The 24,790-nt window shown below is 71.9% G+C and carries 19 protein-coding genes and 1 pseudogene; 10 read left to right on the forward strand and 10 right to left on the reverse strand.

Features of this window, described 5'->3' with window-relative positions; genetic code table 11:
* Positions 1–4: 4 nt before the first annotated feature.
* From ACIA6A_RS23385 to ACIA6A_RS23395, 3 genes are all read left to right on the forward strand, one after another.
* Positions 5–1,096, forward strand: a complete 1,092-nt coding sequence (locus ACIA6A_RS23385; protein ID WP_396099934.1) for a sporulation protein — start codon at positions 5–7, stop codon at positions 1,094–1,096.
* 170 nt (positions 1,097–1,266) lie between these two features.
* Complete coding sequence (locus tag ACIA6A_RS23390; protein WP_396099935.1) at positions 1,267–2,766, forward strand: MFS transporter; 1,500 nt, start codon at positions 1,267–1,269, stop codon at positions 2,764–2,766.
* Between the two features lie 84 nt (positions 2,767–2,850).
* Positions 2,851–3,609 (forward strand): LamG-like jellyroll fold domain-containing protein, encoded by a 759-nt coding sequence (locus ACIA6A_RS23395; protein WP_396099936.1) that lies wholly within the window; start codon positions 2,851–2,853, stop codon positions 3,607–3,609.
* Here ACIA6A_RS23395 and ACIA6A_RS23400 read toward each other — a convergent pair.
* A pseudogene (locus tag ACIA6A_RS23400) lies at positions 3,602–4,747 on the reverse strand (glycoside hydrolase family 18 protein); the annotation flags it as partial. The gene ACIA6A_RS23395 and the pseudogene ACIA6A_RS23400 overlap by 8 nt on opposite strands.
* 169 nt (positions 4,748–4,916) lie before the next feature.
* Here ACIA6A_RS23400 and ACIA6A_RS23405 point away from each other — a divergent pair.
* Positions 4,917–6,977 carry an alkaline phosphatase family protein gene (locus ACIA6A_RS23405; protein WP_396099937.1) on the forward strand — a complete coding sequence of 687 codons (2,061 nt, stop codon included), beginning with the start codon at positions 4,917–4,919 and terminating at the stop codon, positions 6,975–6,977.
* 7 nt (positions 6,978–6,984) lie between these two features.
* Positions 6,985–8,109 carry a PQQ-binding-like beta-propeller repeat protein gene (locus tag ACIA6A_RS23410; protein ID WP_396099938.1) on the forward strand — a complete coding sequence of 375 codons (1,125 nt, stop codon included), beginning with the start codon at positions 6,985–6,987 and terminating at the stop codon, positions 8,107–8,109.
* A 3-nt stretch (positions 8,110–8,112) separates the two neighbouring features.
* On the opposite strand, the gene ACIA6A_RS23415 is transcribed toward ACIA6A_RS23410, so the two are convergent.
* Positions 8,113–8,940, reverse strand: a complete 828-nt coding sequence (locus ACIA6A_RS23415; RefSeq protein ID WP_396099939.1) for an SDR family NAD(P)-dependent oxidoreductase — start codon at positions 8,938–8,940, stop codon at positions 8,113–8,115.
* Between the two features lie 115 nt (positions 8,941–9,055).
* Between ACIA6A_RS23415 and ACIA6A_RS23420 the strand changes: the two genes are divergently transcribed.
* Positions 9,056–9,967 carry a Dyp-type peroxidase gene (locus ACIA6A_RS23420; RefSeq protein ID WP_396099940.1) on the forward strand — a complete coding sequence of 304 codons (912 nt, stop codon included), beginning with the start codon at positions 9,056–9,058 and terminating at the stop codon, positions 9,965–9,967.
* Here ACIA6A_RS23420 and ACIA6A_RS23425 read toward each other — a convergent pair.
* From ACIA6A_RS23425 to ACIA6A_RS23445, 5 genes are read right to left on the reverse strand one after another with little or no spacing between them, the layout of a single operon-like run.
* The gene (locus ACIA6A_RS23425) at positions 9,964–12,657 is read right to left on the reverse strand and encodes a DUF5682 family protein (RefSeq protein WP_396099941.1); all 2,694 of its coding nucleotides are present in this window, start codon (positions 12,655–12,657) and stop codon (positions 9,964–9,966) included. The genes ACIA6A_RS23420 and ACIA6A_RS23425 overlap by 4 nt on opposite strands.
* Positions 12,654–13,766, reverse strand: a complete 1,113-nt coding sequence (locus ACIA6A_RS23430) for an AAA family ATPase (RefSeq protein ID WP_396099942.1) — start codon at positions 13,764–13,766, stop codon at positions 12,654–12,656. Before ACIA6A_RS23430 ends, ACIA6A_RS23425 begins: the two co-directional genes overlap by 4 nt.
* Before the next feature lie 12 nt (positions 13,767–13,778).
* A complete protein-coding gene (locus ACIA6A_RS23435; protein WP_396099943.1) occupies positions 13,779–15,080 on the reverse strand; it encodes a VWA domain-containing protein in 1,302 nt (433 codons plus the stop codon).
* Positions 15,077–16,477: a hypothetical protein gene (locus ACIA6A_RS23440; RefSeq protein ID WP_396099944.1), complete on the reverse strand. Its 1,401-nt coding sequence runs from the start codon at positions 16,475–16,477 to the stop codon at positions 15,077–15,079. The genes ACIA6A_RS23435 and ACIA6A_RS23440 overlap by 4 nt, the downstream gene beginning before the upstream one ends.
* A complete protein-coding gene (locus tag ACIA6A_RS23445) occupies positions 16,477–16,977 on the reverse strand; it encodes a hypothetical protein (protein WP_396099945.1) in 501 nt (166 codons plus the stop codon). Before ACIA6A_RS23445 ends, ACIA6A_RS23440 begins: the two co-directional genes overlap by 1 nt.
* Before the next feature lie 130 nt (positions 16,978–17,107).
* Here ACIA6A_RS23445 and ACIA6A_RS23450 point away from each other — a divergent pair, with 130 nt between their 5' ends.
* Together ACIA6A_RS23450 and ACIA6A_RS23455 are read left to right on the forward strand one after the other, a co-directional pair.
* Positions 17,108–18,073, forward strand: coding sequence for an ATP-binding cassette domain-containing protein (locus ACIA6A_RS23450; RefSeq protein WP_396099946.1), 966 nt, complete (start codon positions 17,108–17,110; stop codon positions 18,071–18,073).
* On the forward strand, positions 18,073–18,864 hold the full coding sequence (locus ACIA6A_RS23455; RefSeq protein WP_396099947.1) for an ABC transporter permease: 792 nt from the start codon (positions 18,073–18,075) through the stop codon (positions 18,862–18,864). The genes ACIA6A_RS23450 and ACIA6A_RS23455 overlap by 1 nt, the downstream gene beginning before the upstream one ends.
* Here ACIA6A_RS23455 and ACIA6A_RS23460 read toward each other — a convergent pair.
* Both ACIA6A_RS23460 and ACIA6A_RS23465 read right to left on the reverse strand, forming a co-directional pair.
* Positions 18,861–21,998, reverse strand: a complete 3,138-nt coding sequence (locus ACIA6A_RS23460) for an ATP-binding protein (protein WP_396099948.1) — start codon at positions 21,996–21,998, stop codon at positions 18,861–18,863. The genes ACIA6A_RS23455 and ACIA6A_RS23460 overlap by 4 nt on opposite strands.
* The gene (locus tag ACIA6A_RS23465) at positions 21,999–22,751 is read right to left on the reverse strand and encodes a TetR/AcrR family transcriptional regulator (protein ID WP_396099973.1); all 753 of its coding nucleotides are present in this window, start codon (positions 22,749–22,751) and stop codon (positions 21,999–22,001) included.
* Between the two features lie 68 nt (positions 22,752–22,819).
* Between ACIA6A_RS23465 and ACIA6A_RS23470 the strand changes: the two genes are divergently transcribed.
* The gene (locus ACIA6A_RS23470) at positions 22,820–23,206 is read left to right on the forward strand and encodes a VOC family protein (protein ID WP_396099949.1); all 387 of its coding nucleotides are present in this window, start codon (positions 22,820–22,822) and stop codon (positions 23,204–23,206) included.
* 51 nt (positions 23,207–23,257) lie between these two features.
* The gene (locus tag ACIA6A_RS23475) at positions 23,258–23,968 is read left to right on the forward strand and encodes a hypothetical protein (protein WP_396099950.1); all 711 of its coding nucleotides are present in this window, start codon (positions 23,258–23,260) and stop codon (positions 23,966–23,968) included.
* Positions 23,969–23,972: 4 nt separating this feature from the next.
* On the opposite strand, the gene ACIA6A_RS23480 is transcribed toward ACIA6A_RS23475, so the two are convergent.
* Positions 23,973–24,659, reverse strand: a complete 687-nt coding sequence (locus ACIA6A_RS23480; RefSeq protein ID WP_396099951.1) for a DedA family protein — start codon at positions 24,657–24,659, stop codon at positions 23,973–23,975.
* Between the last annotated feature and the right edge of the window lie 131 nt (positions 24,660–24,790).

Raw genomic sequence — 24,790 nt, forward strand, 5'->3', positions numbered from 1 at the left:
GTTCGTGGGCTTCAAGAAGATGCTGGGTGCCTTCGGAGTGGGCGGCCCGAGTGTCGACACCGTGCTGAGCGACATGAACACCCGGCCCGGTGCCCCGCTGACCGGCCACGTGAACCTGGTGGGCGGCAACCACGACGTCGACATCGAGCACATCACGCTCGGGCTCGTCACCCGGGTCGAGATCGAGAGCGGCGGCGGGGACCACGTCGCCAACGGCGAGTTCCACCGGGTCGGCGTGAGCGGGCCGATGCGCCTGGCCGAGGGTCAGCGCCTGTCGCTGCCGTTCCAGATCATCATGCCGTGGGAAACCCCGATCACCGCGGTGTACGGGCAGCACCTGCGCGGCATGACGATGGGTGTGCGCACCGAGGTGTCCATCGCCAAGGCGGTCGACAAGGGTGACCTCGACGCGGTGGCCGTGCATCCGCTGCCGATCCAGGAGCGCATCCTCGAGGCGTTCGCCCGGCTGGGCTTCCGGTTCAAGCACGCCGACCTGGAGTACGGCCAGATCATGGGCGTGCACCAGGCGCTCCCGTTCTACCAGGAGATCGAGTACTTCCCGGCCCCGCAGTACGCGCAGGGCATCAACGAGGTCGAGCTCACGTTCGTGACCAACCCGCAGACGGTCGAGATCGTCCTGGAGTTCGACAAGCGCGGTGGCATGTTCAGCGGCGGCCACGACTCGTTCGGGCGCTACACGGTGCCGCACAGCGACGCCGAGTCGGCCGACTGGGCCCAGGTCGTCGACGGCTGGGTCCGCGAGGCCCTGAGCGCCCACCAGAGCCGCCCCGGTTACGGCTACGGCCAGCAGCCCGGTTACGGCCAGCCGGGTTATGGGCAGCCGGGTTATGGGCAGCCGGGTTATGGGCAGCCGGCGTACGGCGGGCACGGCGGTGGCTACGGGCAGCCGGCCTACGGCGGCGGCCACGGCGGCGGCTACGGCCACGGCGGCGGTCATCACGGCGGCGGGCACGGCGGTCCGGGCGTCGGCGGTGTCGTCGCGGGTGTCGCCGGTGGCATGGCGGCGGGTTACCTGGCCGGCGAGGTCATGGAAGAGATCTTCGAGGATGAGGACGGCGGCGGCGAGGAGGAGTGACCCTCGCCGCGGGGCCCTTCTTCGAGGGGCCCCGCGCCGCTCCAAACAGGTTTGCGACACCCGTCTCATTTCCCTGTTCAGAACATATGTTCGGGCGCGGATCTCAGTAGTGTCGGTGGCTCGGGGGCTGGTGTTCGACGGCTCCATCGACCACCGGAAGGCCTGTTTTCATGTCCGCTGCCCCGGAAACCCGTGCGGATTCCGAGCCCGCGCTCTACCCGCGCCGCTGGGCCGCTCTCGGCGTCATCGCCATCTCGCAGCTGATGGTCGTCCTCGACGCCACCATCGTGAACATCGCCCTGCCCAGCGCCCGCGACGACCTCGGCATCACCGAGGCCGACCAGCAGTGGGTCGTCACCGCATACACGCTCGCGTTCGGCGGGCTGCTGCTGCTCGGCGGCCGGATCGCCGACTACTGGGGTCGCAAGCGGACCTTCATGGTCGGCGCGATCGGTTTCGCCGTGGCCTCGGCCATCGGCGGTCTCGCCACCACCGGCCCGCTGCTCTTCGCCGCCCGCGCGCTGCAGGGTGGCTTCGGCGCACTGCTCGCGCCCGCCGCGCTCGCGCTGCTGACCGTGCTGTTCGTCGACGCCAAGGAACGGGCCAAGGCCTTCGCGGTGTACGGCGCGATCGCCGGCGGTGGCTCCGCGGTCGGCCTGCTGCTCGGCGGCGTGCTCACCGAGTACGTGAGCTGGCGCTGGTGCCTGCTGGTCAACATCCCGATCGCCCTGCTCGCGCTCGTCCTCGCCATCCGGGTCGTCCCGGAGAGCCGGGCGCACGGCGACACGTCGTACGACATCCCCGGCGCGGTCATCGTCACGCTGGGTCTCACCTCGCTGGTCTACGGATTCACCGAGGCGGCCAAGGCGGGTCAGGGCTGGAGCTCCGGCACCACGTGGGGCTTCATCGGGGCCGGCATCGCGCTGCTGATCGCGTTCGTGTTCGTCGAGACGCGCACGAAGAACCCGCTGCTGCCGCTGCGCATCGTGCTGGACCGCAACCGCGGCGGGGCGTACCTCACCTCGGTCCTGGTCGGCGCCGGCCTCTTCGGTGCCTTCCTGTTCCTCGCGCTCTACCTGCAGGGCGTGCTCGGTTACACGCCGTTGAAGACGGGCTTCGCCTCGCTGCCGGTCACGGTCGGTGTGCTGATCGCGGCCACGGTCGCGTCCAACGCGCTGCCCCGTACGGGTCCCAAGCCGTTGATGATCCTCGGCCCGATCCTGGCCGCGGCGGGCATGGTGATGCTGCGGTTCATCGACATCGACACGTCGTTCTGGGCCCACCTGTTCCCGGCGCAGATCCTGCTCGGCCTCGGCCTGGGCTTCACGTTCGTGCCGCTGTCCAGCCTCGCGCTGGTCGGTGTGCCGGAGCACGACGCGGGTGCGGCGAGCGCGGCGCTGAACGCGACGCAGCAGATCGGTGGCTCGCTCGGCACCGCGCTGCTCAACACGATCGCGACCAGTGCCATCACCGCGTATCTGCTGGCCAACCCGTCGGCAGGTCCCGAGGAGGCGGTCCGGGCCGCACGGATGGCCCAGGTGGACGGCTATTCGCACGCGTTCACCTGGTCGGCCGCGCTGATCCTGGTGGCCGCGGTGGTGGCCGCGGTCTTCATCAAGGTCCGCAAGGAAGACCTCCCGTCCGGCGAGGGCGTCGCCCACGTGGGTTGATCACGGCGAGCGCCGGGCGGGGATCGCCCGCCCGGCGCAGCCCGTGATCCACCGAAAAATTGGTTCACAAGTAATAATTCGGACATGACATATCGTCGTGTCGTTCTTCCTGTGGTCCTCGCCGGGCTGATGCTCGGCCCCGTGACCCCCGCCGCACCAGCGTTCGCCGCGCCCGCGGACCCCGATCCGGGGTCGGTCGTGGTGCGGTACACCTTCGACGGCGGCCGGGCCAGCGGCATCGCGGACGAGTCCGGCAACGGCCACACGTTGCGCCTCGTCGCGGGCAGCGGGGGCACCGTCGAGCCGGTTCCGCACCGCAGCGGCCAGGCCCTGCGCTTCCCGGCGAAATGCGCCGCCGGCCAGGCCAAACGGTCCACCTGCCCGCACGCCACCCTGCAGAGCGCCAGCTCCGACGCGCTCAACCCGGGCAACCGGCCGTTCGCGTTCGGCGCGACGGTGCTGCTGGCGCCCAGTCAGACCTCCAGCGGCCAGAACATCCTGCAGAAGGGCTACTCGACCGCGAGCAGCCAGTGGAAGCTGCAGATCGACGGCGACGCCGGGCACCCGAGCTGCGTGCTGGTGGACGACCGGAAACCCGGCATCGAGATCGTCCGGAGCTCGGTCTCCGTCGCGGACGGACACTGGCACGACATCGAGTGCCGGCGCCGGGGCAGCGCGCTGAGCGTGCTCGTCGACGGGGTCGACCGTGGCACCCAGCCCATCCCGGCGCAGCTCTCGGTCACCAACGACTTCCCGCTCAGCGTCGGCGGCAAGGGCGCCTACCGCGACAACGACCAGTTCCAGGGCCTCCTGGACGACGTATGGGCCGCGAACCTCAGCTGAGCCCGTCCGCCATCGCCCGCAGCAGCGCGGCATCGCCGGTGTCACCGGACAGTTCCCAGGCGAACGCGCCGCCGAGCCGGTTGCCGCGGGCGTACCCCATCTTGGCCCTGATGGTCTCGGGGGTGTCGTAACTCCACCACTGGCCGCGGCAGAACGCGTAGGCTGTGCCGCCCACCGTGCCGGTCGGTGGGCAGGTGCGGCTCAGCACGTCGTAGTCCTCGAGACCCTTCTCGTAGGTGCCCCGCGCGGCGCCGGTCGCGGTGGCGCCCGGCGCCGGCGAGGCGACGCCGGTCCAGCCCCGGCCGTAGAAACCGACACCGAGAAGGATCTTCTCGGGCGGGATCCCCAGATCCCGCAGTCCCCGGACCGCCGCGTCGGTGGTCGCCGTCTCTTTCGGGATCCCGGGGTACGCGGTGAGCGGCGAATGCGGCGCGGTCGGCCCCGGCGAATCCCCGGTGCCGAAGAAGTCGTAGGTCATCGCACCGAGCCAGTCGGCCTGCCCGGCCACCCCGGCATAGTCCGTGGCGGAGAGTTTCGCCAGGTCACCGGGGACCGCCGCGGTGATGAGGGAGGTCTCGCCGAGCCGGGTGCGCAGCGCGGAGACCAGCGCGCTCAGCGCGTCCGGCCCGCTCGTGTCGCAGCTCAGGCCGCAGGCGTTCGGGTACTCCCAGTCGAGGTCGATGCCGTCGAAGACCCCGGCCCAGCGCGGATCGTCCAGCAGTGCGGCGCACGACCGCGCGAACGCCGCCGGATCCTTCGCCGCAGCGGTGAACCCGGCGGAGCCCGTCCAACCGCCGAACGACCACAGGATCCGCAGGCCGGGGTGCTTCTGCTTGAGCTTGCGAAGCTGCCCGAAATTACCCCGCAGACCCTTGCCGGGTACGTCGGCCACCCCGTCGACACTGTCCCCGGCGGCGACCGGCTTGTCGTAGTCGGCCCACGGATCACCGGGTGCGCAACCGCCGCCGTCGACCGTGCCGAACGCGTACATCAGATGGGTCAGGCGGGCGGCCGATCCGCTGGTCTCGAGGTCACGGACCTGGTAATTGCGGCCGTAGACGCCCCAGGTGGCGAAGTAGCCGACAATTTTCGGCGCGGCCGGTGCGGTCGTCGACGGGGTGGGATCCGGGGTGGCGGGAGCCGAACAACCGGCGAGGAGCAACGTCATGGCGGCAAGAAGTCGTCTGACCATAGGCCCGTGAAGCTACCCCGGTCCGGTGCGGGAAAGATGTGCGTTCATCCCTTCGGGGGAGTGGGCTTCACCTCGTGGTGAGCGCGGTCGGCGCCGCTTGTGCGATCGTTTTGCGGTGGCCGTACAACCTCCTCGGAAACGCCGGACCGAGCTGCGTGGGCTGGTCGCCTGGCCCCGCGTGCTCGATCGGGCCAAGGCGGTCCTGCGCAACGGCCTGATCACGTTCGTCGTGCTGTTCTTCACCCTGTGGCTGATGCCCGGGGTCCGCAGCACCGACGTCATCGGCACCCTGGGTCTGGTCATCCTCGTCTCCGTGGTCGGTGCCGTGCTGCGCCCGTTGCTGCTGTTCGGGGTGACCGCGCTCGGCGGGTGGGGCGCGATGCTGCTCGGCGTCGTCGCCCAGGTCATCGTCATGGCGGTCGCCCTGGAGCTGGACCCGTCCAAGCGGCTCAGCGGCTGGCCCACCGTCGGGGTCGCCGCGTTCTGCGCGGTGGTCGGCGCCGCGATCCTCGACTGGATGGTCGACAGCGGCACCGAGGACACGTTCATGAAGGAGGCCCGGCGGCTCATGCGGGCGATCCGCCGCCGCCAGGCCCGGCAGGCCGGTGGCAGCCTGTTCACGCTGCGCCGCCCGGAGCCCGGCACCGAGCCCGGCCTGCTGATGATCCAGCTCGACGGCGTCAGCGAGCCGGTGCTGCGCTGGGCGGTCCGGGCCGGCAACCTGCCCACCCTGGGCCGGTGGCTGCGGACGGGCACGCACGCCATGCGCGGCTGGCACACCGGGATCCCGTCGACCACCCCCGCGTCGCAGGCCGGCATCCTGCACGGCGCCTCCCGGCAGATCCCGGCGTTCCGCTGGTACGAGAAGGAGACCGGCAAGCTGCTGGTCTCCAACCGGCCCCGGGACGCGGCGGTGATCCAGCCCCGCCTCTCCGACGGTCGCGGGCTGCTGCGCGACGGTGGCGTGAGTATCGGCAACGCGTTCAACGGGGACGCGGCGATCAACCTGCTCACGGTCAGCTCCGCAGCGCTGCCCGGCCGCTCCGCGCGGGGCTGGGCGGCGTTCATGGCCAGCCCGTTCGGGTTCACCCGGGCGCTGGTGCTGGGCGTCGGCGAAGTGGCCGTCGAGCTGTACCAGGCCCGGCTGCAGCGCCGGCGGAACCTGCTGCCCCGGGTCAGCCGCTCGGGCGCGTTCCTGGCCCTGCGCCCGGCGGCCATGCTGCTGCGTGACGTGAACGTGTCGCTGATCGCCGAGCAGATGGCCCGCGGTGCCCCGGCCGTCTACTGCGACCTGGTCGACTACGACGAGGTCGCGCATCACGCCGGCCCGGCCCGCCCGGAGTCGATGCGCCAGCTGGAGAACCTCGACCGGATGCTCGGCGTACTGGAACGGCTCGGCCCGGAGGCGGCCCGGGCGTACCGGATCGTGGTGCTCTCCGACCACGGGCAGAGCCAGGGCGCCACGTTCCGCCAGCGGCACGGTGAGACGCTCGACCAGGCCGTGGAACGTTTCGCCGTGCCCGATCAGGCCGACGCACCGGCCTCCGCCGCCGAGCAGGAGGCGACCGAGGAGCCGGAGTTCCCGCCGTCGCCGGTCGCGCCGCTGCTGGTGGTCTCGTCCGGCAACCTGTCGCTGGTCTACCTCACCCGCTTCAAGGAGCGACTCGAGAAGGACCGGATCGACCGCGCCTACCCGCAGCTCGTCGCAGGGCTCGCCGGGCATCCCGGCGTCGGCCTGGTCGTGGTGCGCGAGGACGGCGCCCCGGTCGCGTACGGTCCGGGCGGCCGGCAGCGGCTCACCGACGGCGAGGTCGAGGGCATCGACCCGCTCCTGCCGTACGGCCCGCACGCCCGCGCCGACCTGCTGCGCCACCAGGAGGCCGAGCACGTCGGCGACCTCGTGCTGATCAGCAAGGTCGACCCGGTGACCGACGAGGTCGCGGCGTTCGAGGAACTGGTCGGCTCGCACGGCGGCCTGGGTGGCTGGCAGACCGACGCGATGCTGGTGCACCCGGCCGAGTGGCAGATCACCCAGGGCGAGCTGATCGGCCCGGACGCGGTGCACCGCCAGCTCGTGGACTGGCTGGCGCTGCTCGGCCTGCGCACGCAGAGCCCGGCTGACGACGAGCTGTCCCCGGCCGCTCCGGCGCGTCTTCCGGTCAGCCTGGATAGTTGATTCCGGTGTGCGTATTTCCCGTGTTCTGCTGACCGCCGCCGCCCTCACGCTCGTCACGGCGACGCCCGCGCCCGCGTTCGCGGCCGGTGCCGTCCCCGAGAAGGCACCCCTGTTCAACGGATCGGTGTACGCCGTCGCGACCAGCGGCAGCGTCGTCTACGTCGGCGGGTCGTTCACGAGCGTGGCCTGGGGCGGGCAAACCTATCCGCGCGCCCGGCTGGCCGCGTTCGACACGTCGTCGCGGCAACTGCTGCCCTGGGCGCCCGGCGCCGACCGCACCGTCCGGGCGCTGGCGGTCAGCGACACGTCCGTCTACGCCGGGGGTGACTTCACCTCGATCTCCGGTCTGCCCCGCGACAACCTGGCCCGTCTCGACGCCGGCACCGGCGTGGTCGGCGCGTTCGCGCACCGGGTGACGGGTACGCCGTACGCGCTGGCCACCGGCAACGGCCGGCTCTATGCCGGTGGCAGTTTCTCGGCCGTCGACGGGGCGAAGCGGGGCAACCTGGCCGCGTTCTCGCTGTCGCTGGACACCCTCGACAGCGGCTGGAAACCGAGAGCCGACGACGCGGTGCACGCGGTGGTGGTGGCCGGTGCCACGGTCTACGCCGGCGGTGCGTTCCACAAGGTCGGCGGCGTGAACGGCACCGTGCGACTGGCCGCGCTGTCGGCCACCAGCGGGGCCGCGTCCAAGCGCTTCCTGCCGAAACCCCCGGCCCAGGTCAACGCGATCGCCACCGACGCCGCCGGGGTCTACGCGGCCACCGGTGGTCAGGGCGGCCGGGCGATCGCCTACCGCACCGACGGGAAGCAGCGCTGGCAACGGGTCTTCGACGGCGACGCGTCCTCGATCGCGACCGTCGGCGGCACGGTCTACGTCGGCGGTCACTTCGACCGGGCCTGCCGGACGGAGAAGAACGGCGCCCACGGTACGTGCAGCGACGGTTCGATCTCCCGGGTCAAACTCGCCGCGATCTCGGGCCGCGGTGCCCTGACCGGCTGGGCACCCCAGGCCAACGGCGTGATCGGGGTCCGGGCCCTCACCGCCGGCAACGGCCTGCTGGTCGCGGGCGGCGACTTCACCAGCATCGCCGGCCAGAACCGGAAGCGCCTCGCCTACTTCCGGCCCTAGTGCTCAGAGGCCGTGGGGTCCCAGCAGGCGGGCGATCACGTCCCAGTAGTGGCCGGGCGTGACCCGGGCGAGGAGGTCACCCGCCTTGGCCGCCCGGCTGATCACCAGGCGGGGCTTACGGGAGCGGACCGCCGCGACGATCAGCCGCGCGGCCTGCTCCGGCGGCATGGTGAGCGCTTTCTCGTTGAACTTCCGGGTCTGCTCCGCGAGCTTCCCGTCGGCCCCGCTGAGCCGGGCGTTGACGGCGATGTTGGTCCGCACGCCGCCGGGATGCACCACGGTCACCCCGACGCCGCGCCCGGCCAGCTCGTGCCGCAGCGCCTCGGAGAAGCCCCGGACCGCGAACTTGCTCGTCGCGTACGCCACCTGGCCGGGCGGCGCCACCAGCCCGAACAGGCTGGACATGTTCACGACGTGCGACCCCGGCCGGGCCAGCAGCTGCGGCAGGAAAGCCTTGGTGGTGCGCACCACCGCGGTCAGGTTGATCGCCATCAGCCAGTCGTGGTCGGCCATGCTGACCTGCTCGAACGTGCCGCCCAAGGCCACCCCGGCGTTGTTGACGAGCAGATCGGCGCCACCGTGCCGGGCCTCGACCGCCGCGGCCAGGTCGAGCCGGTCGCCGCCGTCGCCCAGATCCACCACCTCGCCGCTCACCGCCTGCGCGCCGAGCCCGCGGGCGGCGTCCACCACCCGGGCCAGCCCGTCGGCGTCCCGGTCCACCAGCACCAGTACGGCGTGGTGCCGGGCCAGGTCGAGGGCGAGCGCCGCACCGATCCCGCCGGCCGCGCCGGTGATCACACACGTACGTCCCGCGAACGCGAACCGCTGCATCGTCTGCCTCCTCGTGATTGCGCCCACCTCCGGAGGATTATCGCGCTCCGGTCCCGATACGCTGCGCCGTGTGACCGCGCCTCGATCAGTAGCACCGACCGTTACCTCCCAGGCGGTGCTCGCACCGCTCACCGACGCCGCGATCTTCCTCGTGGTGACGGTCCGCGAGGGCGGTGAGTCCGTCGTCCGCGACCTGCTCGAGGACCTCAGCGCACTGCAGCGCTCGGTCGGCTTCCGGGTCCCGGCGGCGCAGCTGTCCTGCGTCACCGGCATCGGCTCCCGGCTGTGGGACCGGCTGTTCACCGGTCCCCGCCCCGCGCAGCTGCACCCGTTCCGGCAGTGGAAGGGCCCCGCCCACACCGCGGTCTCCACCCCCGGCGACCTGCTGTTCCACCTGCGCGCGGGCCAGCCCGACGTCTGCTTCGAGATGGCCACCAAGATCGTCCAGCGGCTCGCCGGCGCGGCGGACGTGGTGGACGAGACGCACGGCTTCAAGTACTTCGACGAACGTGACCTGCTCGGCTTCGTCGACGGCACCGAGAACCCCACCGGCACGATCGCCGAGCAAGCGGTGCTGGTCGCCGGCGAGGACCCGGACTTCGCCGGCGGCAGCTACGTCATGGTGCAGAAGTATCTCCACGACATGTCCGCGTGGAACAAGCTCACCGTGGAACAGCAGGAAGCCGTCATCGGGCGTACCAAACTCGACAACATCGAGATCCCGGACGATGAGAAGGCCCCCAACTCGCACCTCGTGCTCAACGTGGTCGAGGACAAGGACGGTAACGAGCTCAAGATCCTGCGCGACAACATGCCGTTCGGCGAGATCGGCAAGGGCGAGTTCGGCACCTATTACATCGCGTACGCGGCCACCCCGGACGTCCCCGAGCTGATGCTGCGCCGCATGTTCCTGGGCGACCCCTACGGCACCTACGACCGCATCCTCGACTTCTCCACCGCCAAGACCGGCTCCCTGTTCTTCGCCCCGACCAGCGAATTCCTCGACGACCTCCCCGCCGCTCCCTAAGCTCCGATCAGGATTCCCACCGCCCTGGCCGTCTCCGGGTGGGCCGCCAGCAGCACGGCCGCGGCATCGTCCGGCCCGGCCTGCGTCCACCCGCCCTCGCAGCCCAGCAACGCCGCCAGCGCGTCGGTGGTCGCGGGGTGCGCGGCCAGCAGCGGCGTGATGGCCGCGGCGCCCGGCGCAGTGGCCACGACCGGCGCCGGGCCGGCCGTCGTGTTCCAGGGGGCGGTCCAGGTGTCCAGCGCCGCGAGGGTGCCCGGGAACGTGCGGCCCGCTTCCCGGGTCAGGACCGGCACCAGCTCCGCCGCCTGGGAGCGGAGCGTGGTGATCAGGGTCGGCAGCCAGGGGAGCAGCACCGGGTCCGGGAGCCGGCCGAACGCCTTGGACAGCGTCTCGACCACGAACGGGGCGAGCCGGGGGACCGGTTCCAGGGCCTGTACGAAACCGCTCACGTACCTCGGGAACGCCGGCACGACCAGCGGGTTGGCGAGCAGCTCGTCCACGCGTACCCGTAGGTCGGTCAGGAGCAGGTCGCCCAGCTGGTGGCGCGCCGCCCAGAGCAACGCGATCTTCGCCGGCGTCTCCGGGTGGGCCTGGCGGACCGCGAGTTCCAGCTGGGTACGGTCGCAGCCCAGCGACAACGCGAGGCTCTCCATGCTGAACAGGAAACCGAGCATCGCGCCCACCTGGCGTACCCCGGTGTCCTCGTCCACGAACGAGGTGGGCAGCAGCGTGCAGTAGTGCGCGTAGCCGGCGGTGACGAAGCTTTCGCACCAGGCCGGCAGCGCCGGGGCGGTCGCGCGGTAGTGCGCGAGGAGCCGGCGGATGCGGCGCAGCACCGCGGGGGCCTCGTCGACCGTGCGTTCCGCGGCGAGCAGTTCCACGGCCCGGGCGCCGAGCTCGTCGGTGAGCCGCGGGCTGCGCAGGAAGAGCAGGGAGTGCTCGACGGCTTTGAGCGCGGTGGCGGCGGTGGCCTTAGGGTCCCAGGCCGCCTGGCGCAGGCGTTGCTCGAGGACCTGCTCGACGGTGACACCCTCGTAGCCGAGCTCGATGACGGTGCGCTGGTGCCGGCCGAGGTCGAGGTCCCAGCTCTCCTGGATGTGCTGCTCGCCGAGGCGGCGGGAGCCCATGATCGGGCGGACCGCGTGGTCGGGCAGCAGGTATCGCAGCACCCAGAGCAGGTGCGAGCAGGCGGTGAGCTCGGGCCGGGCCGCGAGGTCGAGCAGCGCGCGCTGGATGGTGCGCTGTTCGAGGTTGAGGCCCAGCGGGGCGAGCCGGTCGTAGACGTCGCGGGCCAGCGGGGGCAGCGCGTCGTAGCCGACCTGGCCGATCCGGTCGCCGCCGAGCAGGATCTCGCAGAGCCGGGCCACGTCGCGCCGGCCGGGCACCACGTCCTTCTCGATGCAGGTGACGGCCGCGTCCTGGAAGTCGTACGGCGTCGGCCGCGCGCGCCCCCGCATGCCGGCCAGCAGGATCGACGTCTCGAAGACCGCGATGGCGTCGGCGGTGCTGGCCAGGTAGCCGTTGCGCCGGGCGAGGCGGACGATGTCGACGCACCAGCCGCGCAGTTCCTCCTCGTCCAGGCCGTCCAGCACGGCAGGCCCGGACAGGTACCCGGAGAGCTGGTCGGTGACCACGCCGTCGCCGGCCGCGCGGCGCGGGAGTGCGCGCTGTTTTCCCAGCACGAACGGGGTGAGCCGGGTCTTGGCGAGCGTTTTCTTCCAGGTGGCGGCCGCGATGGAGACCGAGCCGGCGGCGAGGCCGAACTGGTCCTCGATCGCCGAGTGGCTGGACGGGATGAGGCCGTACAACCAGGTCGTGCCGGTCCGGGGGGTGATGGCCAAATCCGGGGCCAGCGGGTCGGAGCCGGCCTCGGGCACCCGGCTGGACGCGTGGAAGGCGCCGCAGATGTAGAGGCAGTCGGCCCGGTCGGTGCCGGTGGCCGCGAGGTGCTCCCGGATCCGGGTCCACATGTAACGCTCGCGGTCCTGGTCGGCGGCATAGCGGTGGCTGTGCTCCGGGGTGAGCCGCCGGAACAGGCTGCCGATCAGGACCATCACCTGCCGGTACGTGTCATGGTCGGCCCCGGCGAGCGGCTGTTCGACGTACTGGTCCCACCACTCGGACCAGTGCCGGACCCGGCCGTGGTGCAGCAGGTGCTCCTCCAGCTCGGCGAACCGGGGTCGCAGGTCGCCGATCTCGACGGCCTCCTCCTTCTTCTCCCCGGGCGCCCACTGGAAGACGTGGTCGGTGGACCTGTCCACGAGCACGAGCTCCACGCCGGGCGTCTCCAGCGCGTAGGCGATCGCCTGGTACTCCGCGGACGCCTCGGTGATCGGGGCGATGACGCTCAGCGGCGCGGACTCCGGCGGGAAGCCGTCCAGCTGGGACGCGAACGCCTGCAACGCCACCGGCAGCCGGCAGTTGCGCAGCTCGGTCAGCAGCGGGGTGAGGTCCTCGCAGAGCTCCAGGTAGATGACCTTCGGCTGCTTCTCGCGCAGCCGCCGCACCATGGCGATCGCGGAGGCCGGCGAGTGGTGACAGACCGGGAAGATCTCCAGCGGCTCGTTCAGCGCGTGGTCCACGTCGTCGACGATCCCGGCGAGGATCTCCGGCAGTGCGGCCGGCCCGTCGGCGAGCGCCTCAGCCGCGCCGAGGAGTTGCTCGCGCAGCCTGTCAAAGGGCCCGCTCATGAGAGGGTGGCGATCGCTTGACGGCCGCCCTCCAGGAAGCCGTCCCACTCGCCACCCTGGTCCTTGCTGCGCGGCTCGACCACGCCGTGCCAGTACTTGTTGAGGATCGCCAGGTCCTCCGGGCTGCGCCGGGCGAGCGACCCGACCAGTGAGCCGGCGAGGGTCTGCGAGTCGAGGGACCGGGCGCCGAAGAACGTGCTGTGCAGGATCGCGTCCTCCAGCACACCGATCTGCTCGGCGGTGGACAGCGCCGACTCCAGCTTCTCGTCGTCACTGGTCGCGGCGGCGGACGCGGCCCGCAGATCGGCGAAGCTCTGCAACAGCACGTCGAGCAGGGTCGGCGGCACCTCCAGCTCGATGTTGTGCCGGCGCAGCAACTCCTCGGTGCGGAAGCGTACGATCTCCGCCTCGCTCTTCTTGTTGGTCACCACCGGGATGCGGACGAAGTTGAACCGCCGTTTCAGGGCCGAGGAGAGATCGTTGACGCCCCGGTCGCGGCTGTTCGCGGTGGCGATGATCGAGAAGCCCGGCTTGGCGAACACGATGTTGTCGTCCTCCAGCTCCGGGATGGAGACGTACTTCTCGGAGAGGATCGAGATCAGCGCGTCCTGCACGTCACTGGTCGACCGGGTCAGCTCCTCGAAGCGGCCGATGACACCGCCCTCCATCGCGGTCATGATCGGCGACGGGATCATCGAGGCCCGGGACTGCCCCTTGGCGATCACCATGGAGACGTTCCAGGAGTATTTGATGTGGTCCTCGGTGGTGCCGGCGGTGCCCTGCACGACGAGCGTGGAGTTGCGGCTGATCGCGGCGGCGAGCAGCTCGGCCAGCCAGCTCTTGCCGGTGCCGGGGTCGCCGATGAGCAGCAGCCCGCGGTCGGAGGCCAGCGTCACGATGGCCCGCTCGACGAAGCTGCGGTCGCCGAACCACTTCTGCGGGATCTCCCGGTCGAGCCCGTCGGCCCGCTCGGAGCCGAGCACGAACAGACGCACCATCCGCGGGCTGAGCCGCCAGGAGAACGGCTTCGGCCCGTCGTCGACCGACTCGAGCCACTCCAGCTCCTCGGCGTACTTGACCTCGGCGGGGGCGCGCAGCATCTCAGTCATGGTTCTCTCTCCTCAGGCGACGAAGTTCTTGAGCTCGGTGACGAGCTTGCGGATGTGACCGGAAATGACCGGGGTGCCCAGGTCCTTGAACCGCTGGCGGAACCACGGGTTGACGCTCTGGCTGCCGGAGCTGTTCACCGACCCGACCGGGATGAAGCGCACGCCGGATCGGTGCACCGCCTCGATCCCGTCGAACAGCGGTTGCGACCGGTCGAACTCGTAGAAGTCCGAGATCCACACCATCACGGTGTTGCGCGGGTCGGCGATCTTGGGCCGGGCCAGCGCCATCGCGACCGGGCCGTCGTTGCCGCCGCCGAGGTTGGTCCGCAGCAGCACCTCGAACGGATCGTGCACCCAGGGCGTCAGATCGAGAGCCCGGGTGTCGTACGCGATGAGGTGCACGTCGACCTTGGGCAGCCCGGCGAAGATCGACGCCAGGATCGTGCAGTTGACCATCGAGTCGACCATCGAACCGGACTGGTCGACCACCACGATCAGCCGTGCCGGGGTGACCCGTTTCGCGGTCTGCTTGTAGTACAACCGGTCGACGTAGAGCCGTTCGTCCGCCGGGTTCCAGTTCGGCAGGTTCTTCCAGATGGTCCGATCGATGTCGAGGTTGCGGAACACCCGTTTCGGCGGGATCGACCGGTCGATCGTGCCGGAGCTCGCCTGTGCCACCTGGGTCCGCAGCACCTCGGCGACCTCGTCCACGAACCGTTTGATCAGGGCCTTGGCGTTGGCGAGCGCGACCCCGTCCAGGTTGTCCTTGTCCCGCAGCAACTGCTCGATCAGCGACATGCTCGGCGTGAGCTGCTTGACCAGCCGGGGGTCGGCGAGCACCTCCCGCAGCCGCATCCGGCTGACCAGGTCACCCTCGATCCCCGCGAGCACCGGCCCCAAGCCGGTCTTCCCGGCGTCCGCCCGCAGTTGGCCGGGCTCGCACCCCATCGCGCGTTCGAACCATCCCGCGTCGGCCTGCCACCGCGACAGCTGACCCGCGGTCACGTTCCCGGAGCCGGTCGCGAACACGTTGAGCAGCACCTTCGAGACCAGCGCGGCCCGCCGCACCTCGTCGCTCTGCTCGCCGCCCTCGTCCGGCGGTGTCATCAGCCCGTCGAACTCGGCCTCGAGCCCGGGGAACCGCTGCACCACGGTGTCCATCGAGACCTGCGGGTCGAGCAACGCCGCCGGCAGCCCGAGGTCGTCGACGATCCCCACGCTCGCCGACTCCAGCGCCGCCTGCTCGTCCGGATCGAAGAGCCGGGCCAGCAGCCGCCAGTACAGCACCTGTCGTCTGTTCTCCTCGGCGCTCATTTCCGCAGCAACCTCCCCGCCCGCTCGCGCAGGACCTCCACGGCGGTGCCGGCCGCCGCTTCGGCCTTCGCTGCCTTCGCCTCGGTGGGACCGAGAGCCCAATCCCCCGCGTACGCGGTGACGGGCTTCTTGCGCACCACAGCCTGCACAGCCAGCGGTTGTACGGCCCACCGCCCGCCGTCCCAGCGCAGCAGCCCCAGACACGCGGTCGACGAGCCGACCAGCGCCGGCGTCAGCGGCCCGGCCGCGGGCAACCGGTCGGCATCCACCGCGAGAACCGTCCCGCCCAGGTCGAACGACGCCTCCCCGGCCTGGTACCCCTCCAGCAGCACCGGCTCGGCGATCCCGGCCGGATGCCGTTCCAGCGGCGGTGCGGACGAGGCGGTGGCGGCGGCGAGCCGGACCCGCGCGGTCGCGAACGGATCGGCCGGCTCACCCGCGGCCGCGTGCGACTCGTCCCAGATCAGATCCCCGGCGGCGGTGAGGGCCATCCCGGTGACCTCGACGGCCCGGTGCTCGGCGACCACGGCCCGGAACACCGGGAACGAGCCGAGCAGCCGCCACGCGGACGGACCGCTGATGGTGTCCACCTTGGCCCCGGCCACCGCGGTGCGGACCAGCCGCACGCCGCCGCCGGGGGTTTCGAGCAGCCCGTGGGCCTGGGCCTGGAACACGGTCGGGTGCTCCCGCAGATCGACGCCGAGGATCAGCAGCCGCCCGGTGACCGGGGTGCGCTCGGAGCCGGGAAAATTGTCCTGCGAGAGCAGCAGGGCGCGGGCCCAGAGATCGGCCCACCGCCGCACCGGAACGCGGTCCACCGTGGCCACCGGCGCACTGGCCCGCAGCTCGGCTGCGAACCCGTCGAGCAGCACCCCGAGCCGCCGGGCCACCGGGTCGGCGACCAGCGCCCGCACGGTCTGCGCCCCGCCCGCGGCCACCTCGTGGTCGACCCCCCGCCACCCGGCGATGGCCAGCTCCCGCAACCAGGCCCGGCTCCCCGCCAGCAGATGCGCAGAAACCGGATTCGTCCCAGAACCCGAGGCAGCCCCGCCCGCGGCGGCCGCGGCGGCGGGCCAGGGGTCGCGGGCGCGGTTGAGTGCGGCGTCCAGCGTGGTGAGGAGGGCGTCGTGGGCCGCGCCCAGCAACGCGGTGCGGGCCGCGGCGAGGGCGACCAGGTGGTCGTCGGTCACGGTGCCGGCGATGATCTTGCCGGTGGCCTCGGCGACCCGGTCCGCGAGCGGGGTGCCGGCGAACGCCGCGGCGAGTGACCCGAGGGCGGCCGCGCGCTGCTCGTCGAGGCGGGCGAGACCGTGGACGAGCGCGTCGTCCACGCCGTCGGTCAGGGCCAGGGCCTCGGCGAGGCCGGCCGGGGCGCTGGTCAGCGCGTCGGTGAGCATCAGCGGGCCACCCCGGCGGCCGGGAACCACTGCAGCTCGGGCAGCGGCTCGGTGGTCGGGGGCAGTTCGAGGTAGGACAGGTGGCGCAGGAAGCTGCTGAACACCTCGGCGGCCCGGTTGGGCGCGGTCGTCGTGTGCAGCGCGGACCGGACGTCGTCCACGCCTTCGGGCAGCTCGACCTTGAGATACCGGGTCACCCGGTCGAGACCGTACTGGGCGACCGCCGCCTCGATCAGCGCGCCGATGTGATTGCAGGGGTGGGTGCCGCCGCCGAGCCCACCACAGGGACGGTTGTTGTTGGTGTTGCAGCTCAGCCCGTGGTCACCGGTGGTGACCGAGGAGACGTAGACCCGCGCCGGGTCGGAGCCGCTGGACACCACGCCCTGCAGCCGGCCCTCGGCCAGCTCCACGAACGGCACCTTCGCCAGCTTCCGCGGCAGCACCGGCGCGATGACCGGTGCCGCACTGCGCCGCTCGTAGGCGACGCCATCGGTTGTCACTACTCAGCCTCCTCGCGAAGCGATCCAAGAGGCCGTAGTTGTATCCGAGGGGTACGACAAAACTCGGCCGACACGGCCATGTCGGCGATATGTCGGCCGGGTGTCAGCGGGTGGGCGCACGCTGATCGGCATGACAGCAGACCTGATCATCGAGGCCGAGGGCCTCGAGAAGCGCTTCGGGGCGACGAAGGCGCTGCAGGGCGTCGACCTCTTCGTGCCCCGCGGCACCGTGCTCGGCGTGCTCGGGCCGAACGGTGCGGGCAAGACCACCGCGGTGCGCATTCTTTCCACCCTGCTCACGCCGGACGCGGGCACCGCCCGGATCGGCGGGTACGACGTCGTCAAGGACGCCGAGCGGGTACGCCAGTCGATCGGGCTGACCGGGCAGTACGCGTCGGTCGACGAGGACCTGACCGGGCGGCAGAACCTGGAGCTGTTCGGTGTCCTGCTCGAGCTGGGCAAGGCCGGCGCCCGCAAACGCGCCACCGAGCTGCTCGAGTGGTTCGACCTCACCGACGCGGCCGGCCGGACCGCCAAGACGTACTCCGGTGGCATGCGGCGGCGGCTGGACCTGGCGGCGAGCCTGGTCGGGTCCCCGGACGTGATCTTCCTGGACGAGCCGACGACCGGGCTGGACCCGGCGAAACGGGACGACATGTGGGAGGTGGTGCGCTCGCTGGTCAAGAACGGCGCGACCGTGCTGCTCACCACGCAGTATCTCGAGGAGGCCGACGCGCTGGCCGACGCGATCACCGTCATCGACCACGGCAAGGTCATCGCCCACGACACCCCCGAGGGACTCAAGCGGGTGGTCGGCGGGCAGACCCTGGCCGTACGCCCGGTCGACCCGGCCGACCTGGAACGTGCCGCGGCGATCCTGTCGCAGGTCTCGTCCGGCGCGGTGGCCGACGAGATCCGCCGCGGGGTGCTGGCGGTGCCGGTGGCGAACGACACCGCGATGACCGAGGCGGTCGCCCGGCTCGCCGCGGCCGGCATCGCGGTCACCGAGCTCAATCTGCACCTGCCCAGCCTGGACGAGGTCTTCTTCACGCTGACCGGTTCCCCGCGCAAAGAGAAGGAAGAGGTGACGGTCTGATGGCTACCCTCGCGATCGCACCCGGCCCCCGCCCGTTCAAGCTGATCCGGCATTCCGTCGCGCTGGCGAAACGGAGCCTCATCAAGACGATGCGGACCCCCGAGGCGCTCGTCGACGTGACGTTGATGCCGGTGTTGTTCCTGGTCATCTTCGTCTACATCTTCGGCGGGGCGGTCAGTGGCAATACCCACGACTATCTGCAGTTCCTGTTGCCGGGCATTCTGGCGCAGACCATCGCGACCGGTTGCATCTCGATCGGCGTCAATCTCAACACCGATCTGGAGAAAGGCATCTTCGACCGGTTCCGGTCATTGCCGGTGTCGCGTTCCGCGCCACTGATCGGGGCGGTCCTCGGCGACATCGTGCGCTATGTGCTGGTCACCGTCGTCACGATCGGATTCGGGTACGTCCTGGGCTTCCGGATCACCACCGACCCGGTCCGGGCGCTGGCCGGAGCCCTCCTCGCGGTCCTGTTCGCGCTGTGCCTGAGCTGGCTGCCGGTCTTCGTGGCGATGAAGGTGCGTACCCCGGGTGCGGTGCAGGGCCTGATGTTCGCCCTGATCATGCCGTTGAGCTTCGCGTCCAATGTGTTCGTCTCGCCGGACACGCTGCCCGGCTGGATGCAGGGCTTCGTGTCCGTGAACCCGCTGACCCACCTGGTCGCGGCCATGCGCGGGCTGTTCATGGGCACACCGCTCGGCAACCACGTGTGGTGGACGCTCGCCTGGTGCGCCGGATTCGTGGTGGTGTTCCTGCCGCTGGCGCTGCGTGCGTACCGGAAGAAGGTTTAGAGCAGCCCGCGCATGAGCTCGTGGATGCGAGCGGACGGGTTGTCCGGATGGCCCGGGCGGTGGTCCTCGGTGCGGTGGTCCTCGGTGCGGTGGCCCTCGGTTTCGAGGGCCGCCGCCATCCGCGTCGCCTCGCCCGGCGGGAACATCGTGGAGAAGTTGGCGCCGAGCCGCATCCCGAGCCGCCACAGCTCGCGGGCGACGTCGTCGTCACCGCGGTGCCTCGCGAGCCAGGCCCCGGCGATCGCCCAGCTGCCGATGATCGCCGAGTCGTGCCCGGAGACCATCTCGCGGCGGGCCCCGCGCAGCAGCCCGGCGGCTTTGGCCTCGGCTCCCGGCGCCGGTTGCCGGCCGGCCACCGCGAGCTGGAGGATCGCCGCGGCGACCCGGAACACGACGCCGGGCAGCGGCGGGGTCGCGGTGAAGACGTCGGTCGCGGACGTGACGTCGTCGGCGCAGGCCAGCGCCAGGTCCCACTGTTCCCGTTGCCAGGCGAGGTGGCCCAGACCCAGGGCGGCCTGCGCCTGGTCCCAGGTCTCCGCCCGGTCCAGCGTGGCGAGGTCCCGCAGGCGCCGTTCAGCCTCGGCGTCGCCGTTGAGCGCGTGCTGGATGTCGAGGAGCACCCGCATCGACTGCGCGTCCTGGCTCGCACCGACCAGTTCCATGTGCCGCACGCTGCGGATGAGCCATTCGACCGCGGCCTGACTGCCGCGCAGCGCCGCCGAGTTGCCCAGGGCCTGGGCGGTGATCCCCATGCCCCACTGGTCCCCGGCCGCCTCGAAACTCGCGTACGCCCGCTCGGCGTCCTCCGTGAATCCCTCGTGCGGCCGGGAGCTCTCCAGCAGTGCGGCGCGGGCGAAGTGCCCGAACCCGTGCACGTACGGATCGTCGTGCGCGATCAGGCGTTCCACCCGGACCCGGGTCTCCGGTGACTGGAAGTTGTTCAGGTGCGGCACCACGGTGGCCAGCGCGACGTGCCGTGCGGAGAGCTCGGTGCCACGTTCGGCGAGCAGGGTCCGCAGCGCGCGGCCGGCCAGGGCCGAGGGCCGCAGCGGACCGGCGATGCCCGAGTTGGTGACGATCAGCAGCAGCACCCACGCGAGCCGGTCGGCGTCGGGCAGCGGTGCGCCGCTCGCCCGGCCGTGGGCGACGGCCGAGCGCAGCCGGGCCATGGGGTCGTCGGCGTGCATCAGCTGCCTGCTCCACGCGGCCACCTCGGCGTGCAGGCCCCGGATCGTCCACAGGTGGAACAGCGCCGCCGCCAGGTCCACCGAGGCCGGTTCGTCGTCGTGGGACAGCGTCCAGCGCAGCGCGCCGAGCAGATTCTCCTGCTCCCGGGCGGCGGTGGCGATCGTCTCGAGCTGGTGCGGTCCGACGAACGTACCGGCCAGCCCGGCCGCGAGGTTCCGGGCCCACAACACCAGTCCGGTCATCGCGGGGGAGCGGTCCGTGAGCCGGGCCTCGCCGTACTCCCGGACGGTCTCGAGCATCCGGTATCGCGGGGGACCGCCGGCGCCGTCCGCCAGCACCAGCAGGGACTGTTCGACGAGCAGGGCCAGCCCTTGGCGTACGTCCGGGGCGCCGGCCACCGCCGCGGCCGTTGCCGCGGTGAACGGCGCGGGGATCACCGCCAGGCGTTGCAGCAGGTCCTGTTCGGCGGGGGCGAGCAGCTCGCGGCTCCAGTCGACCATCGCCCACAGGCTCGCGTGCCGGTCCGGCAGCCCGCGCAGCGCGTCGTCAAGGAGCCCGAACCGGTCGCCCAGGCCGATGATGACGTCGTCGATCGGCATGTGGCGCAAGCGGGCGGCGGCGAGTTCCAGTGCGAGCGGCAGGTTGTCGAGCCGGCGGCAGAGTCGCAGCGCGCGCTCGTCGTCCCAGGTCGGCACCGCGCCGCCGGCCCGGGCCCGGGTGTCGAGCAGGGCGAGCGCCTCGGTGTCGGGCAGCGCGGGCAGCCGGTGCACGAGTTCACCGGCCAGGCCGAGCGGCGCCCGGCTGGTGGCCAGCACCGCGACGTCCGGGGCGGCGGCCAGCAGATCGGCGACCACGGACGCGGCCTCGTCCAGCACATGTTCGCAGTTGTCGAGCACGAGTAGCCCGTCGACCTCGGGCGCGACCGCGCGCAGCCGCTCGCGCGGACTGAGCACGCGACGGCCGGGGGTGATGACCGGACCCGGCTCCACCCCGCCGAGCACGGCGAGCACGGCTGGGAGAACCTCCCCGGGGGTACGCAGCCCGGCGAGCTCCACCACCCGCACGGTCCCCGCCGTCCGGTGGGCCACCTCGGCCGCGAGCCGGGTCTTGCCCGATCCTCCGCTGGCCACCACGGTCACCAGCGGCGCGTCGGCGAGCGCCGCGGTGACCGCCGCGAGGTCCCGCTCGCGGCCGACCATCGTGGTGCCGGGGCGCCGCCACGACGCGGGCAGCGCGGACCGGGCGTGGCGCCGGGGCCGGGCCGCGGCCAGCTCCCCGCGCAGCAGCGCGAGGTGCACGTCGGTGATCACCGGCGACGGATCGGTGCCGTACCGGTCGGCGAGCTCGGCGCGCAACCGTTCCACCACGTCCAGGGCCTCGGCGTCGCGGCCCTGGGCGGCCAGGATGCGCACCAGCAGGGCGGCGGCCGGTTCGTCGGGCGGGGTGCGCGCGACCAGCCGGCGCAGGTCGTCCTCGCCGAACGGGCCCGCACCGGCGAGCGCGGCCTCGGCCCGCAGTGCGGTCACGTCGCCGAAGAGCCGGGCCCGGTCGCCGTCGGCCAGGTCGGGGAGCTCGGGGAACAGCGCACGTGCCTCGTCGGCGGCCCGGCGCGCGGCGTCCGGGTCCCCACCGGTCAGCGCGGCCCGGGCCCGGTCGGCGAGCGCGCGGGCGGCGACGATGTCGGACTCCACCCGTTCGGCGGGCACCCGGTAGCCACCGGGGACGGCGACGACGGGTACGCCCAGCCGGCGTACCCGGGAGACCAGGGCCTGCACCGCCCCGGTGGTGTCGTCGGGCGGATCGCCCTGCCAGACCGCCCCGGCGAGAGCCACAGTGGACACCGCGTGGCCGCGGGCCCCGACCAGCTCACGGATCACCGTGGCCAGCCGCTCGCCGCGCACCGGCTGCCCGTCGACCGCCAGCGGGCCGAGTGTCGTGATCCGCATCTACGCGTCCGGGTCGATCAGGGCGGCGAGACCGTCGAGCACTCTGGCCAGCCCGAACCCGTACATGTGGTCGGGGTCGTGGGCGCTGCCGTGCGCCTCGCCGGCGGCCCCGCCGACCCGGGTGGCCAGCGGATAGGCCGCGGGGTCGAGGACCCGGGCCAGGACCGGGCCGGCGGCTTCCCACCACTGCTGGTCGGTGAGCGCGGTGGCTTTGCGGACGGCCTCGGCGTCGACCGCGGCCCGGGCGGCGGCGTGCACGAACAGCAGCAGGTGGGTGAGGCAGTCGTCCATGCCGACGTCGGTGAGGCCGAGGCCGTCCAGCGCGGACAGCTCGTGCTGGTACTTCGCGGTGGCGCCGGGCCCGAGCCCCGGCCGCTGGGTGGAGACGGCGGTGGCCCATGGGTGCTCCCGGAACAGCGCCCGGTTGTCGGCGGCGACCGCGGTGAGCCGCTCCCGCCACGGTGCACCGTCGGTGACCGTCCGCGGCATCCGGGTGTAGATCGCGTCGACCATGAGATCCAGCAGCTCCGCCTTGCCCGGGACGTACGTGTAGATCGTCATCGGCGAGGTGTCGAGGGTCTGTGCGACCCGCCGGATGGTCAGCGCCTCCACCCCGGCGCGGTCCGCGACGGCGATCGCGGCGTCGACGACCTGGTCCAGGGTGAGCGCGCGGCGCGGTCCCTTGCGGGGGATCGCGGACTCGTCGCGCCACAGCAGGGCCAGGGTGCGGGCCGGATCGCCGGCGTTCGTCATCTCGGGTGGCACCAAGCCAGTATTCCTTATATCGTACGTTGTACAACGTTCAGAGTTAGGGAGCCGCCATGAACATCACCGCGTCCGCCGTGTCCCTGAACGTCGACGACGTCCCCGCCTCCGCCGGTTTCCTCACCCGCCATTTCGGCTTCCGCGAGGAGATGGCCGCCGACGGGTTCGTGTCGCTGATCCGCGACGACGCCGGTCTCAACGTGATCTTCCTGCGCCGGGGCCTGACGACCCTCCCGGCGGACCAGCGCGACGACCACGCCCGTGGGCTGATCCTCGCGTTCGTCGTCGACGACCTGGAGGGTGAGCTGGCCCGGCTGCAATCCGAAGGGGTGACCATCACAATGCCGCTGACCAGTGAGGAGTGGGGCGAGCGCGCGTTCCAGGTCCGCGACCCCAACGGGGTGATCGTGCAACTGGTCGACTGGAACGCGGGACACAACTGACACCCACGAGTGCCACAGGCCCGGCACAGCCCGGCTGGTCACGCTGCTGAGGTGACCATCAACGAACGCTCCCACGCCACGGACCCGGCGGTGCTCGACGCCTACCCGGTCCAGCCCCGCACGATCGACATGACCCCCGAGTGGAAACCGCCCGCCGCCGAGCCGGCGAAGGGGACGGCGCCGGGCGGCAGGCATCGCGCCAAGATCGCGGTGGCCGGCGCGTTCGTCGCCGCGGTGGCCGCGACCGCCGCGATCACCGCCGGCGTGGTCAGCTCCGGCGATGCCACCACCGTCACCGCCTCGACCGCCGCGGGCCCGGGAGGTGGCGGTGGCCAGGGCATGACCGGCCAAGGTGGTGCAGGTCAGGGTGGTCAGGGTCAGGGCGGTCAGGGCCAGGGCGGGCCCGGGCAGGGGATGACCGGGCGGGGCGGTGGCATGGCGGCGTCGCTGCACGGCACCGCGGTGGTGTCCGACGGCAACGGCGGATACGTCACGCAGGAGTCGCAGACCGGCACCGTGTCGGCGGTCAGCGCGGACTCGATCAGCGTCAAGAGCGAGGACGGCTACACCAGGACGTACGTGCTCACGAGCGCGACCAGCGTCGACGCCGGCCAGAGCCGGATCTCCGACGTGGCGACCGGGCACACCGTCCGGGTGGTCGCCACGACGTCGGGCGACACCGCCACGGCCACGATGCTGACCGATGCCGACCTCGGCACCGCCACCCAGAACCAGCAGGGTGGGGTCGGCACCGGGACCTGATGCCTCAGGCCTGCGAATCCACGCTGTCGTCGGTCACGGCCGCCTCCGCCTCCGCCGCCGTTCGCGCGCGGCGGCGGCGGATGTGCCGCATGTGCAGACAGATGTAGCCGCCGATGAGGACGACCGCCACGCCGGCGGCGATCCACTTGTAGTCGTGGGCCTGGTCGATGATCTCGACGAGGTGGGTGCCGAGCAGGTACGCGACCGTGCACCACCACCCCACCCAGAGCGCGGCGCCGATCGCGTTGTAGATCAGGAACTGCCGCCACGGCATCGCGGTGATCCCCGCGATCACGCCGTTGAGCTGGCGCAGGCCGTCGATGAAACGCGCCACCACCACGATCCGGTTGCCGCGCCGCGCGAAGAACTTCTCGGCGCGTTCGAGGCGGGCCGGGGTGATGAAGATGTACTTGCCGAAGCGGTGCACCGCCTTGCGGCCACCGCGCACGCCGATCCAGTAACCGACGTTGTCGCCGAGGACCGCCGCGACGAACGCGATGATCCCCACCGCCCAGATGTCGAGCCGGCCCCAGCTGGAATAGATCGCCGCGGCGACCATGATCGTTTGTCCGGGGGCGGGCACCCCGAAGCTTTCCACCCCGATGACGGCGGCCACGGCCAGGTAGCCCCACCGGTCGAGGATCGGGGCGACGCCGTGCAGGAAGCTCGGCAGGTCGTCGGGCGGCGGCATGGGTTCGGATGGCTCCTGTCTCGGACTCTGTGCTCTCACACCGTATCCACCGACGCACAACGCAAACCAAGGTGTGCCCCGACGATCCCTCGCCAGGGCACACCTTGTCCTGCTTCCGCGGAGATGGCAAC

It is taken from the genome of Actinoplanes sp. NPDC051494 (genome assembly GCF_044454705.1).
Taxonomy (GTDB): Bacteria; Actinomycetota; Actinomycetes; order Mycobacteriales; family Micromonosporaceae; genus Actinoplanes.

Coding starts and splice junctions, on each gene's coding strand:
- ACIA6A_RS23455 (WP_396099947.1), top strand. CDS start 18,073: ATGGCTACCCTCGCGATCGCACCCGGCCCCCGCCCGTTCAAGCTGATC.
- ACIA6A_RS23395 (WP_396099936.1), top strand. CDS start 2,851: ATGACATATCGTCGTGTCGTTCTTCCTGTGGTCCTCGCCGGGCTGATG.
- ACIA6A_RS23415 (WP_396099939.1), bottom strand. CDS start 8,940: ATGCAGCGGTTCGCGTTCGCGGGACGTACGTGTGTGATCACCGGCGCG.
- ACIA6A_RS23480 (WP_396099951.1), bottom strand. CDS start 24,659: ATGCCGCCGCCCGACGACCTGCCGAGCTTCCTGCACGGCGTCGCCCCG.
- ACIA6A_RS23465 (WP_396099973.1), bottom strand. CDS start 22,751: ATGACGAACGCCGGCGATCCGGCCCGCACCCTGGCCCTGCTGTGGCGC.
- ACIA6A_RS23450 (WP_396099946.1), top strand. CDS start 17,108: ATGACAGCAGACCTGATCATCGAGGCCGAGGGCCTCGAGAAGCGCTTC.
- ACIA6A_RS23430 (WP_396099942.1), bottom strand. CDS start 13,766: ATGACTGAGATGCTGCGCGCCCCCGCCGAGGTCAAGTACGCCGAGGAG.
- ACIA6A_RS23435 (WP_396099943.1), bottom strand. CDS start 15,080: ATGAGCGCCGAGGAGAACAGACGACAGGTGCTGTACTGGCGGCTGCTG.
- ACIA6A_RS23460 (WP_396099948.1), bottom strand. CDS start 21,998: ATGCGGATCACGACACTCGGCCCGCTGGCGGTCGACGGGCAGCCGGTG.
- ACIA6A_RS23425 (WP_396099941.1), bottom strand. CDS start 12,657: ATGAGCGGGCCCTTTGACAGGCTGCGCGAGCAACTCCTCGGCGCGGCT.
- ACIA6A_RS23390 (WP_396099935.1), top strand. CDS start 1,267: ATGTCCGCTGCCCCGGAAACCCGTGCGGATTCCGAGCCCGCGCTCTAC.
- ACIA6A_RS23470 (WP_396099949.1), top strand. CDS start 22,820: ATGAACATCACCGCGTCCGCCGTGTCCCTGAACGTCGACGACGTCCCC.
- ACIA6A_RS23440 (WP_396099944.1), bottom strand. CDS start 16,477: ATGCTCACCGACGCGCTGACCAGCGCCCCGGCCGGCCTCGCCGAGGCC.